At 64.9% G+C, this 11,620-nt stretch carries 12 protein-coding genes; 5 read left to right on the plus strand and 7 right to left on the minus strand.

What is annotated here, in order from left to right:
- Positions 1–40 precede the first annotated feature (40 nt).
- Complete coding sequence (gene dapD, locus ACSQ1X_RS14280; RefSeq protein ID WP_436058130.1) at positions 41–1,072, plus strand: 2,3,4,5-tetrahydropyridine-2,6-dicarboxylate N-succinyltransferase; 1,032 nt, start codon at positions 41–43, stop codon at positions 1,070–1,072.
- A 55-nt stretch (positions 1,073–1,127) separates the two neighbouring features.
- On the plus strand, positions 1,128–1,979 hold the full coding sequence (locus ACSQ1X_RS14285; RefSeq protein WP_436058131.1) for a hypothetical protein: 852 nt from the start codon (positions 1,128–1,130) through the stop codon (positions 1,977–1,979).
- 11 nt (positions 1,980–1,990) lie between these two features.
- Here ACSQ1X_RS14285 and ACSQ1X_RS14290 read toward each other — a convergent pair whose 3' ends face one another.
- Both ACSQ1X_RS14290 and ACSQ1X_RS14295 read right to left on the minus strand, forming a co-directional pair.
- On the minus strand, positions 1,991–2,602 hold the full coding sequence (locus tag ACSQ1X_RS14290; protein WP_055796723.1) for a hypothetical protein: 612 nt from the start codon (positions 2,600–2,602) through the stop codon (positions 1,991–1,993).
- Positions 2,603–2,660: 58 nt separating this feature from the next.
- Entirely contained in the window at positions 2,661–3,299 is a 639-nt protein-coding gene (locus ACSQ1X_RS14295) for a TetR/AcrR family transcriptional regulator (RefSeq protein WP_436058132.1), read from the minus strand.
- Positions 3,300–3,380: 81 nt separating this feature from the next.
- Between ACSQ1X_RS14295 and galE the strand changes: the two genes are divergently transcribed.
- Positions 3,381–4,394 carry a UDP-glucose 4-epimerase GalE gene (gene galE, locus ACSQ1X_RS14300; protein WP_055796729.1) on the plus strand — a complete coding sequence of 338 codons (1,014 nt, stop codon included), beginning with the start codon at positions 3,381–3,383 and terminating at the stop codon, positions 4,392–4,394.
- 70 nt (positions 4,395–4,464) lie between these two features.
- Here galE and ACSQ1X_RS14305 read toward each other — a convergent pair whose 3' ends face one another.
- The 3 genes from ACSQ1X_RS14305 to fdxA all read right to left on the minus strand — a co-directional run bounded on the left by ACSQ1X_RS14305 (position 4,465) and on the right by fdxA (position 7,493).
- A complete protein-coding gene (locus ACSQ1X_RS14305; RefSeq protein ID WP_436058133.1) occupies positions 4,465–5,748 on the minus strand; it encodes a citrate synthase in 1,284 nt (427 codons plus the stop codon).
- 259 nt (positions 5,749–6,007) lie between these two features.
- Positions 6,008–7,156 (minus strand): succinyldiaminopimelate transaminase, encoded by a 1,149-nt coding sequence (gene dapC, locus ACSQ1X_RS14310; RefSeq protein WP_436058134.1) that lies wholly within the window; start codon positions 7,154–7,156, stop codon positions 6,008–6,010.
- 10 nt (positions 7,157–7,166) lie between these two features.
- A complete protein-coding gene (gene fdxA, locus ACSQ1X_RS14315; protein WP_055796733.1) occupies positions 7,167–7,493 on the minus strand; it encodes a ferredoxin in 327 nt (108 codons plus the stop codon).
- Between the two features lie 169 nt (positions 7,494–7,662).
- Between fdxA and ACSQ1X_RS14320 the strand changes: the two genes are divergently transcribed.
- The gene (locus ACSQ1X_RS14320; RefSeq protein WP_436058135.1) at positions 7,663–7,908 is read left to right on the plus strand and encodes a putative acetyltransferase; all 246 of its coding nucleotides are present in this window, start codon (positions 7,663–7,665) and stop codon (positions 7,906–7,908) included.
- A gap of 18 nt (positions 7,909–7,926) precedes the next feature.
- On the opposite strand, the gene ACSQ1X_RS14325 is transcribed toward ACSQ1X_RS14320, so the two are convergent.
- Both ACSQ1X_RS14325 and typA read right to left on the minus strand, forming a co-directional pair.
- Entirely contained in the window at positions 7,927–8,289 is a 363-nt protein-coding gene (locus ACSQ1X_RS14325; RefSeq protein WP_436058136.1) for a hypothetical protein, read from the minus strand.
- A gap of 48 nt (positions 8,290–8,337) precedes the next feature.
- Positions 8,338–10,266 (minus strand): translational GTPase TypA, encoded by a 1,929-nt coding sequence (gene typA / locus ACSQ1X_RS14330; protein WP_055796742.1) that lies wholly within the window; start codon positions 10,264–10,266, stop codon positions 8,338–8,340.
- Between the two features lie 274 nt (positions 10,267–10,540).
- Between typA and ACSQ1X_RS14335 the strand changes: the two genes are divergently transcribed.
- Positions 10,541–11,485: an SGNH/GDSL hydrolase family protein gene (locus ACSQ1X_RS14335; protein WP_436058137.1), complete on the plus strand. Its 945-nt coding sequence runs from the start codon at positions 10,541–10,543 to the stop codon at positions 11,483–11,485.
- The last annotated feature ends 135 nt before the right edge of the window (positions 11,486–11,620 follow it).

Genomic DNA, 11,620 nt, shown 5'->3' on the forward strand with positions numbered 1-11,620 from the left:
TAGTTCGAGACCTGAGCCTCCCTCTCGATAGACTGGGGGCATGACTGAAACCGCTGCTGCTTCCGCCGTGCCCGCTGACAATTCCGCGTCCACCGACGCCCGCTCCGCCTACGGCTACGGTGTGGCCACCATTTCCACCCGCAACGGCGAGGCCACCGTGCTGGACGTCTGGTTCCCCGCGCCGTCCCTCGGAACCGCAGCGGACAGCCTCCGGAATGTGGAAAGCGCGGATCCCGTGCTTGCCGAGATCGCCGCAGCCGGCAGCGACACCGACCGCGGCACCGAGCAGCAGGTTGTTTTCGTCCAGGTTCACCTTGACGAAGCCCCCGCCGACACCGCGGACGCCTACCTCCGACTGCACCTGCTTTCGCACCGGCTGGTCCAGCCCAACACCATCAACCTGGACGGCATCTTCGGCAAGCTCCCCAATGTCGTCTGGACGAACTTCGGCCCGGCCGCCGTAGACGGCTTCGAGCTGACCCGGGCCAAGCTGCGTAAACGCGGAGCCGTGACTGTCTACGGCGTGGACAAGTTCCCGCGCATGGTGGACTACGTGGTGCCCGCAGGGGTCAGGATCGCCGACGCCGACCGCGTCCGCCTTGGCGCCTACCTCGCCGAAGGCACCACGGTCATGCACGAGGGCTTCGTGAACTTCAACGCCGGCACCCTGGGCACCTCCATGGTGGAAGGCCGCATTTCTGCAGGCGTTGTAACCGGTGACGGCACTGACGTCGGCGGCGGGGCCTCCATCATGGGCACCCTCTCCGGCGGCGGCAAGGAAAAGATCTCCCTCGGCGAACGTGTGCTGCTGGGCGCCAACTCCGGCGTCGGAATCAGCATCGGCGACGACTCGGTGGTGGAAGCCGGCCTGTACGTCACGGCCGGGACCCGCGTCCGCGTGGTCGGGCCCAAGGATGCCGACGGCGAGGACACCACCCGGGTGGTGAAGGCCGTTGAGCTCTCCGGCGTGCCCAACCTGCTGTTCCGCCGGAATTCCTCGACCGGCGCGGTGGAGGTACTCCCCCGCAAGGGCCAGACCGTGGAACTCAATGAGGCACTCCACGCCAACTGATTCCGTCCGCCCGCAGAAGTCAACCGGCCCGTCCAGGGCGTGAGGGAGTAACTTCGTGTCACGGAGACGTGGCCTGCGCCGCCTGCTAGTCCTGGGGCTGGCTCTGGCACTTATTGCCGGCGGCGTTTACACGGCCGTGGCCTTTATCCAACGCTCGGAAACGCTGATTGCCGAAAAGTGCACTGCCGTCGTAGGGTCCCGCAAAGCCGACCTGGCCACCGACCAGGCGGCCAACGCGGCCCTGATAACGGCGGTCGCGGTGCGCCGGGGGCTGCCGCCGCGGGCGGCGAGCATCGCCCTGGCCACCGCCATGCAGGAATCCAAGCTCCGCAACATCGGGCACGGCGACCATGCCGGGCCGGATTCCCGCGGGCTGTTCCAGCAGCGTCCCTCCCAGGGCTGGGGCACCGAGGAACAGGTGATGGACCCTTATTATTCGAGCGGGGCGTTCTACGACGCCCTGGTGAAGATCCCGGAGTACGAGTCACTGGAAATCACCGCCGCCGCCCAGCAGGTCCAGCGTTCGGCGTACCCGCAGGCCTACGCCGAACACGAGGACATGGGAAGGGTCTTCGCCTCCGCCCTGACCGGCCAGTCTGCCGCAGCACTCGACTGCACCCTCAAATCTCCTGAAGCAGCCGGTGATGTCCAGGCCGTCGTCGACGAAGTGGCAGCGGCGTTCCGGAACATCCCGGCGACGGCCGACGGCAGCACCGTCGTGCTGGAGGCGAGCGGCAGCCAGGCCTGGGCCGTGGCGCAGTGGGCCGTGGCCAACGCGAAGTCGCTGTCCGTGACGGCGGTCGGCGTCGAAGGCCGCAGCTGGGACCGGGCGTCCAGGAACGGCTGGCAGCCTTCGGAGGCCCGGTCCGGCCAGGTCACGGTGACCGTCTCTACCGGGACTCCCTGACGTTTAGCGCCTCAGACGAGCAGTTCCACGACGGGCTGGACGTAGCTTCGGAACACCTCAGGCTGGGAGAGCAGTTCCTTGCTCATGATGATCTTGTCCGGCTCGAGGTACCAGGCCCGGGGTTCCGTCAATGGAAGTTCGACGATGGTCAGGTTGAAGTCCCGCGAACCGCGGCCCACCTCCAGCAGCCGGTCCTCCACCATGTCGCCCAAGAGCTGCGGGGCGCCGCTGGCCTCCCGTTCGGCTTCCAGCTCCGCGTATTCTGCGCGGCGCTCCCGCGCCCACGTCAGCGCCGAACCGAAATGCGCCTGCAGCACGCGCTGGAGTGCAGGAGAGTTGCCAAAAGCCTCAAAGTCGGGGGGCGTCACGTCGGGGGTCATTTGCGGGTGCGCCTTGAGCAGTTGCTCCCACCAAGCCTCCCATTCAGTCTTCAGCGCGCTGATCCCGCCCACTTCGGACGTGAGGTTGGTGTGGTCCACCGGACGGATCTTCGGTGCCATGTGACACAGTGCCGGACGCCCGGCACTGTCGAGGCCGGCGGCGTCGCGAACGTAAAGTGCGATGAGCATGGGACCTGAAGTGTCCATGGTGATTCGCCAGCCAGGACCGCCTGTTTGGTGCATCCGAATGGCCTCCCTTGGCTTGTTTACTGTCCCAGTCTAATCCTGTTGACTACTGACGTTAATGGGTGGTTTCAGACTGTCCAAGGCTGTGCAGGTGGGACGACAGGACGTCCCTGCACATTTCGGCAGTCATCCATTCCGGCTGCAGCAAAGCATGCATCGTCAGCCCGTCCAAGGTAGCCAGCAGCCGCTCCGCTTCGGTCACCAGGCCCAGGTGGCCGTCGCCGTCCATTGCCTCCCCGGGCGCCCGCAGTTCCATGACCAGCCAACCGACAACGGCGGCCACGGCCCGGTGGCTGCGGTCGGCCTCGGCGGCAAGGAAGGGCTTGATCCGGGCTGCGTTTTTGAACGCCATCCAGACGCACGCGTCCACCGCCCGTTCCTCATCCAGGGGAAGGAACTGGCCCAGCAGGGTTAACACTCCCTCCCGGTGCTCCGCAGTGCCGGGGACCAGCCGGGTGAGGTTCTCCCGGGCCTCGTCCAGCCTTCCGGTGATCCTGTCGACCGCAACGCCGAAGGAATGGGCTAGGAGCTCGTCGCTGCTGGAGAAGTAATGGCGGACGGAACCCACCGCCAGCCCGGCTTCGTCAGCCACTTCGCGCAGTGAGGCCCGTTCCAGCCCGTCCGTCGCGATGATCCTGAAAACTGCTTCGACAACTTCCTGTCGCCGGGCTGCGGCATCAACGATTTTGGGCACCCTTATTATTTAGCACAGTTGTGCCGCCAAGTTGTGGGCAACACGGGCGGAAGCCCGGCGAAGTGGGATAGCGTTGAGCCCATGAGAATTCTGGTTACGGGCGGCACCGGCTACATCGGGTCGCACACAGTTCTGTCCCTTCAGGAAGCCGGCCATGAGGTGGTGGTCATCGACAACCTGGTCAATTCAAGCGAGGAGTCGCTGCGCCGCGTAGCCGAGCTCAGCGGCAAGGAAGCGGTGTTCCACAACGTCGACCTCGTGGACGAGCCGGCTGTCGATGCCGTCTTCGCCCGGGACCGGATCGACGCCGTGATCCACTTCGCCGGCCTCAAAGCGGTGGGAGAATCCGTCCGGGAGCCGCTGAAGTACTACTACAACAACCTGGTGGGCACACTGAACCTGATCCGGGTGATGGACCGGTACGACGTCCGTTCCCTCGTGTTCAGCTCCTCAGCCACGGTGTATGGCGAGCACAACCCCATTCCGTACGTCGAAAAGATGGAAATCGGCGCCAACAACCCGTATGGCCGGACCAAGGAACAGATCGAGGACATCCTGTCGGACCTCGGTGCCGCGGACAGCCGGTGGCACATCGCGCTCCTGCGCTACTTCAACCCGGTGGGAGCACACCCGTCCGGCCGGATCGGCGAAGACCCCCAGGGCATCCCCAACAACCTGGTGCCGTTCATAGCCCAGGTCGCCGTGGGCCGACGCGAAAAACTGATGGTGTTCGGCGGCGACTACGACACCCCCGACGGCACGTGCCTGCGTGACTACATCCACGTCGTGGACCTTGCCGAAGGCCACGTTGCAGCGCTGAACCACGTGGCTGACCGCACAGGCGTGTTCCGTTGGAACCTTGGCTCCGGAAAGGGATCGTCGGTGCTGGAGGTACTGCGTTCTTTCGAAAAGGCCGTGGGCCATGACCTTCCCTACGAGATCACCGGCCGCCGGGCGGGCGATCTCCCCGCTTTCTGGGCCGATGCCACCTCCGCCTTGGCCGACCTGAGCTGGTCCACCACCAAGACCGTGGACCAGATGTGCGAGGACCACTGGCGCTGGCAGAAGAACAACCCGCTGGGCTACAACTCCTAGGCCGGTGCCAAAAAAACGACGCCGGCTACGCACCTGAGGTGCGTAGCCGGCGTCGTTCTTTGTCCAGCGGCTAGCTGGCCGGGTAGTTGCGCTCCGGCTCACCTGTGTAGAGCTGGCGCGGACGGCCGATCTTGGTGTTTGGGTCGCTGATCATTTCGCGCCACTGGGCAATCCAGCCCGGCAGGCGGCCGATGGCGAACAGCACCGTGAACATCTTTTCCGGGAAGCCCATGGCCTTGTAAATCAGGCCGGTGTAGAAGTCCACGTTCGGGTAGAGCTTGCGCTGGATGAAGTAGTCATCACTCAGCGCCTTCTCTTCGAGGCGCAGGGCGATCTCCAGGAGTTCGTCGTTGCCGCCGAGCTTGGTGAGGATCTCGTGTGCGGTGTCCTTGACGATCCTGGCCCGCGGATCGTAGTTCTTGTAGACGCGGTGTCCGAAGCCCATGAGGCGGACGCCGTCTTCCTTGTTCTTGACCTTCTCCATGTAGTCCTCAGGCTTGGTGCCGTCGGCCTGGATCTGGCGGAGCATCTTCAGCACGGCCTCGTTGGCGCCGCCGTGGGCGGGGCCAAAGAGGGCGTTGATGCCTGCCGAAACGGAGGCGAAGAGGTTGGCGTTGGACGAGCCGACAAGCCGGACCGTGGAGGTCGAGCAGTTCTGCTCGTGGTCGGCGTGCAGGATGAGGAGCAGGTCCAGTGCCTTGGCGACTATCGGGTCAACCTCGTACTGCTCGGCCGGAAGGCCGAAGCTCAGGCGCAGGAAGTTCTCCACGAGGTTGTGGGAGTTGTCCGGGTAGAGCATCGGCTGGCCGATGCTCTTCTTCAGGGCGTAGGCGGCGATGACCGGCATCTTGGCCAGGAGCCGGTACGTGGAGACCTCCACCTGCTCAGCGTTGAACGGGTCCAGCGAGTCCTGGTAGAACGTGGAGAGCGCGGACACGGCCGAGGACAGCACGGGCATCGGGTGGGCGTCCCGCGGGAAGCCGCTGAAGAAGCCTTTGAGCTCTTCGTGCAGCAGGGTGTGGTGGCGGATCCGCTGGTCAAAGGCTTCCAGCTCGGTGGCGTTCGGCAGGTTGCCGTAGATGAGCAGGTAGGAAACTTCAAGGAAGCTCGAGTGCTGGGCGAGTTGCTCGATCGGGTAACCACGGTAGCGCAGGATGCCGGCGTCGCCGTCGATGTAGGTGATCGCCGAAGTGGTGGCCGCAGTGTTCATGAACCCCGGGTCAAAGGCAACGGCGCCTGTCTGCTTCAGCAGTTTGGAAACGTCATAGCCTTCGTTTCCTTCTACAACCTTGATGCGCGGGAGTTCGAGTTCGCCGCCCGCATGGCGCAGGGTTGCGCTGGTGGTCTCAGTCATGGAGTCTCCTCATGAGGCGTCAGGGCCTCTCTGTAGAAAGCTTGATCCAACATCCGGTGGAGCCGCCCGAGGAGCCTGCGTGGCAGGGTTTCCAACGGCCGGGCTGCCTTCTTGTAGAAAGCCACCATTGATAGTCAGTTAAAAAGTACCGCTCCAAGGCAAGGTGACACTAATCCGATAGTGCCGAAATGCCCCAAAAAGGCCCCCGTTGTGTTGCGTGTCACATCATTGTTACGGACCCGTGGCGGGTTCGTGGCGGCTACGAGCCGGCGCTCAGCCTGGCTACTGCCGTGTCGATCCGCTCATCCGCGGCCGTCAGCGCAACGCGAACGAACCCGTTGCCGGCATCCCCGTAGAACACGCCGGGGCCAACCACGATCCCCAGCCCGGCCAGCCTGCCCACGGTGTCCCAGGTGGCTTCGCCGGCGCTGCACCACAGGTACAGCCCCGCCTGCGATTCGTGGATGGTCAGCCCGAACGCCTCGAGCGCCGGCACTAGCCGTTCCCGCCGGCCGCGGTAAAGGTCCTTCTGCGCTTGAACGTGGGCGTCGTCGCCCAGGGCCACCCGCATGGCTTCCTGCACCGGGTACGGCACGATCATGCCGGCGTGCTTGCGGCTGTTGACCAGGTTGGCCATAATCACCGGGTCCCCGGCCACGAACGCCGCACGGTATCCCGCGAGGTTCGACTGCTTGCTCAACGAGTAAACCGCCAGCAGGCCGTCATGCGAGCCGCCGGCTACATGCGGGTCCAGAATACTGGGCACCGGGCTACCGCCGCGCTGGACGTCCCACTCCCCCCAGCCAAGTTCCGCGTAGCATTCGTCGGAAGCCACCACGGCGCCGAGCCCGCGGGCCTGGTCGACGATCCGCTTCAATGACGCCGCGTCACGGACGCTTCCGGTGGGGTTGGCCGGCGAATTTACCCAGACGAGCCGGACGCGCTGTCGTGTCTCGTCATCCAGTTCGTCGAGGTCGTCAGCGGCGATCTGTTCGGCGCCGGCGAAGGTCGCCCCGATGTCGTAGGTGGGGTAGGCAACCGTAGGACGGACGACGACGTCGCCCGGCTTCAGTCCCAAAAGGAACGGCAGCCATGCCACCAGCTCCTTGGACCCGACGGTTGGCATCACATCTTGGGGATCCAGCCCGGGGACGCCGCGGCGGCGGGCGAACCAGTCTGCAATAGCGGTGCGGAGCGCCGGCGTGCCGTGCACCGTGGGGTACCCGGGTGCGTCGGCGGCGTCCTGGAGCGCCTCCTGAATCAGGGCCGGCGTGGGGTCCACCGGGGTGCCGATGGAAAGATTGACCACCCCGCCCGGGTGCTCCGCAGCCTTGGCAAGATATGGTGCCATGGCCTCCCACGGGTAATCGGGCAGGCTAAGGCCGAAGCTGCGTACTGCGGATGTCACGCCAAGCGCCTCAGTGATCCTGGTTCTGCGGCGGCAGGGCAGCAATCATCGGGTGGTCGGTGTGGGTATTGCCGACCTTTGCAGCGCCGCCGGGCGAGCCGAGGTCGTCAAAGAACTCAACGTTGGCCTTGTAGTAGTCGGCCCACTCGTCCGGGGTGTCATCCTCGTAGTAAATGGCCTCGACGGGGCAGACAGGTTCGCAGGCACCGCAGTCGACACACTCATCGGGGTGGATGTAGAGGGACCGCTCACCCTCGTAGATGCAATCGACGGGGCATTCTTCAATACATGCCTTGTCCTTGACATCTACACACGGCTGCGCGATTACGTACGTCACGTCCCTTGCCTCTCCACGTTGGTTTCCGGCATTCCGCCGGTGATCATTTCCGGCCTGAACGCCGAACTGCTGACTTCTGAGCCTATTATCTATCAGGCTGTTCCCGCGAACCTAGCGGCGCGTCATACATTGCCCGCGTCATACTAGCGCGGGGTCCTAGGATGGAGTGGTGAATCCGCAGATCCCCGCTCCCCGGCAGTTCCTGGAAGGCGCGCCGCTGGGCACAAGGGTGGTGGTCCGTTACAAGATCCCGGAGGGCATGACGGATGCTCTGGGCGATCTGGTGGGAATCAACGCCGCTGAATGCACCGTCCGCACCCGGCGGACCGACGTCGTAATCCCTTTGGCCCTGGTGGTGGCAGCGAAAGCGGTGCCACCGGCGCCGGCACGGCGTGCCCCGCGCACGGCACCTTAGCCTCCAGCACGCGCGTCGTCAGGCCGGCGGCCTCAGCGTCCGGTAGCGCCGGCACCAGACGAGCATCAGCACGGTTACGCCGGCGATGCCGTAGATCCACGTGTACCCGGGAAAGTCCCCCGCGATCAGCCGCTTGCCGGGCTCCAGCGTCGACCACAGGCCGGCCAGGACGTAGCACAGCACGCCGCAGGCCGCCGTCGGGATCACCGACCGGAAGGCCGCCCCGAGGAGCAGTTGGACCGAGCCGAGAAGCACCAGCGCTGCCACTGCACCCCAGGGAAGGACGACGCCGGAAAGCAGCAACTGCTGGCGGTGCAGTGCCGTACCGGCCGCGGCAACAAAAAGAGCTGCCGGCACGGCGGCGGCGATGCCGCCTGCCATGCCGGCAGCTCTATTGTTCACGAAGGTGATAACCGGAACGTGCCCGGATCAGACCTTGGCGCGGGCGCGGTTGGCCTTGGCGCGCTCGTTGGTGTCCAGGATGACCTTGCGGATCCGGATGGACTCCGGGGTAACCTCGACGCACTCGTCTTCGCGGGCGAATTCGAGGGACTCTTCGAGGGTCAGGTCGCGCGGGGGCGTCAGGTTCTCGAAGGTGTCGGAGGAAGCGGCACGCATGTTGGTGAGCTTCTTTTCCTTGGTGATGTTGACGTCCATGTCGTCGGCGCGGGAGTTCTCGCCCACGATCATGCCCTCGTAGACCTCGGACGTGGGCTTCACGAAGAAGGAGCCGCGTTCCTGCAGGTTGATCATGGCGAAGGGCGTCACAACACCGGCGCGGTCGGCGATCATCGAACCGTTGGTGCGGTATTCGATCGGGCCGGCCCAGGGCTCGTAGCCCTCGGAGATGGAGGCAGCGATACCGGCGCCGCGGGTGTCCGTGAGGAACTTGGTGCGGAAACCGATCAGGCCGCGGGCCGGAACGATGAACTCCATGCGGCACCAGCCGGTGCCGTGGTTGGCCATGTTGGTCATGCGGCCCTTGCGGGCTGCCATGAGCTGCGTGACGGCACCGAGGTATTCTTCCGGCACGTCGATGGTCATGTGCTCCATCGGCTCGTGGATCTTGCCGTCGATGGTCTTGGTGACCACCTGGGGCTTGCCGACCGTCAGCTCGAAGCCTTCGCGACGCATCTGCTCGACGAGGATGGCCAGGGCCAGTTCGCCACGGCCCTGGACTTCCCAGGCGTCGGGACGCTCGGTGGGGAGGACCTTGATGGAGACGTTACCGATCAGTTCCTTGTCGAGGCGGTCCTTCACCTGGCGTGCGGTGACCTTGGCGCCCTTGACCTTGCCGGCGAGCGGCGAGGTGTTGATACCGATGGTCATGGAGATCGCGGGATCGTCCACGGTGATCAGCGGCAGCGGCTGCGGGTTGTCGGCGTCGGTCAGGGTCTCACCGATGGTGATGTCCTCAATGCCGGCGACGGCCACAATCTCGCCCGGACCAGCGGACTCGGCCGGCACGCGGTCGAGGGCCTTGGTGGCCAGCAGTTCGGTGATCTTGACGTTCTTCAGCTCGCCGTTGGCACGTGCCCAGGCAACGGTCTGGCCCTTGCGCAGGGTGCCGTTGTAGATGCGCAGCAGAGCCAGGCGGCCCAGGAACGGGGAGGCATCCAGGTTGGTGACGTGTGCCTGGAGGACACCGTTCGGGTTGTACGTCGGTGCCGGGATGTGCTCGATGATGGTCTTGAACAGCGGCTCAAGGTCCTCGTTCTCCGGAGCGGTGCCGTCAGCCGGCTGCTCAAGGGAGGCGCGGCCAACCTTGGCGGCGGCGTAGACGACGGGGACTTCGAGGATCTTGTCCAGGTCTAGGTCCGGAACTTCGTCGGCGAGGTCGGAGGCCAGGCCCAGGAGCAGGTCCATGGACTCGTGGACGACTTCGTCGATCCGTGCGTCGGGGCGGTCGGTCTTGTTGACCAGCAGGATCACCGGCAGGTGCGCGGCAAGGGCCTTGCGAAGCACGAAACGGGTCTGGGGCAGGGGGCCCTCGGAAGCATCGACGAGGAGCACAACGCCGTCAACCATGGACAGGCCGCGCTCCACCTCGCCGCCGAAGTCGGCGTGGCCCGGGGTGTCGATCACGTTGATCGTGATGGTCTCGCCCTGCGAGGACGGTCCGTTGTAGGCCACGGTGGTGTTCTTGGCCAGGATGGTGATGCCCTTTTCGCGTTCAAGGTCACCGGAGTCCATGACGCGGTCTTCGAGGTGGTTGTGCTCGGCAAAGGAGTTGGTCTGCTTGAGCATGGCGTCGACCAGCGTGGTCTTGCCGTGGTCAACGTGGGCCACGATCGCGACGTTGCGCAGGTCACTGCGCGATGCAGTGGCTACCGCGGTGTTGGTGGTGGTTTCAGACATGCGTTATTGCTCGATTCAGTGGTGAAGTCAGCTGTGGTATCGCGACATTTCCAACCGGAACGCACGACGGATGAGACCCTTTGGCACAGGGCACCTTCTACCATTCTAAGCGCTAGGTCATTTATTGGCCTAAAAACCCCAAAATAGGGTCCTCCAGACCCCGTTACTGGATCGTCATCTGAATGGGACGAATAGTGGCCTAAGTTACTGGATATTCCTGTTGCGATGCCCCATCATTACGGAGGTAACAGCACGCAAAGCCCGGAGACCCTAGATGCGAAACGCTTCAGCCCTGACCCGCTTCGTCGCACCTATGATCGCCGCCGGCGTTCTGATGGCCGGCTGCGGGCAGGCAACACAGACCCCGAATGCGGCCCCGGAATCTGCCGCACCGGCCGCCAGTGCGGCAGCATCGCAGCCGTCGGCATCTGCATCCGGCCAGTCCGTTCCGCGGAAATCGGCGGCCGCGCCGGTGGCTGCAGCACCGGGCGAACCGGTCGCCGCCGGCTCGCCGGGGAAGGCCCGGCTTGCCCCGGAATCCGATCCGGCATCGATGGCACCCGGGTCGGTCTACCTGAACCCCGCAAACGGCCGCAACGAAGTCATCGTCGCCAACATCAAGCGCACTGCAGTCCTGATCGGGGACTCCCAGTCCGAGCCCGAAGCCGGCTGGCCCCGCCAGGGCCTGGCTGCCATGGGCTATAACGTCTTCTTCTGCGGCCGCGGCGGCACCGGCTTTGTTGTGGGCAATGGCAAGACCGGAAACTACATTGACGCGCTGCAGCGCGGCGACTGGCAGCTTCCCTACGGGTCGCCCGGGCTGGTGGTCATCCAAGGCGGCGGAAACGATGCTGCCCGCGGAGCCACTGATGCCCAGATCGTGACCAATGCCGAACGCCTGATCTCCTCGCTCAAACAACGCTACCCTGGGTCCAAGTTTGCCATGATCGGCACCCTGGCCCGCGGAATCAACTACGGCGGCGGGCGGCGGTCACAGGTGGACGCATTGCTCGGCACGGTGGCAGCCAAACATGCCATCCCTTTCGTCAGCGTTGGTGACTGGCTGACCAGGTTCGATCTAGCCAAAGAACTGGCCGACGCTGTGCACATGAACAGTGTGGGCCACAAGGCGCTGGGGACCATCCTGGCCGCAAGGCTGAAGGAACTGGGACTTGAGGCGCCCGCTGTCCCGGCCACCTCGGCATTGCCGGTCGGGTGAGCGGAGCCTCACCCTCCTGAGCCGACCCTTCTGCACAGAGTCGCATCGGCACCCGGACAATTCAGCACAAAAAGGAGCCGGTATCCGCCCCGAGGGCGGATACCGGCTCCTTTCGTGATGCACCCTACTCAGGGA

Source organism: Arthrobacter sp. LjRoot78 (assembly GCF_964254335.1).
Taxonomy (GTDB): Bacteria; Actinomycetota; Actinomycetes; order Actinomycetales; family Micrococcaceae; genus Arthrobacter.

Coding starts and splice junctions, on each gene's coding strand:
- dapD (WP_436058130.1), top strand. CDS start 41: ATGACTGAAACCGCTGCTGCTTCCGCCGTGCCCGCTGACAATTCCGCG.
- ACSQ1X_RS14290 (WP_055796723.1), bottom strand. CDS start 2,602: ATGCACCAAACAGGCGGTCCTGGCTGGCGAATCACCATGGACACTTCA.
- galE (WP_055796729.1), top strand. CDS start 3,381: ATGAGAATTCTGGTTACGGGCGGCACCGGCTACATCGGGTCGCACACA.
- ACSQ1X_RS14305 (WP_436058133.1), bottom strand. CDS start 5,748: ATGACTGAGACCACCAGCGCAACCCTGCGCCATGCGGGCGGCGAACTC.
- ACSQ1X_RS14325 (WP_436058136.1), bottom strand. CDS start 8,289: ATGGCAGGCGGCATCGCCGCCGCCGTGCCGGCAGCTCTTTTTGTTGCC.
- typA (WP_055796742.1), bottom strand. CDS start 10,266: ATGTCTGAAACCACCACCAACACCGCGGTAGCCACTGCATCGCGCAGT.
- ACSQ1X_RS14335 (WP_436058137.1), top strand. CDS start 10,541: ATGCGAAACGCTTCAGCCCTGACCCGCTTCGTCGCACCTATGATCGCC.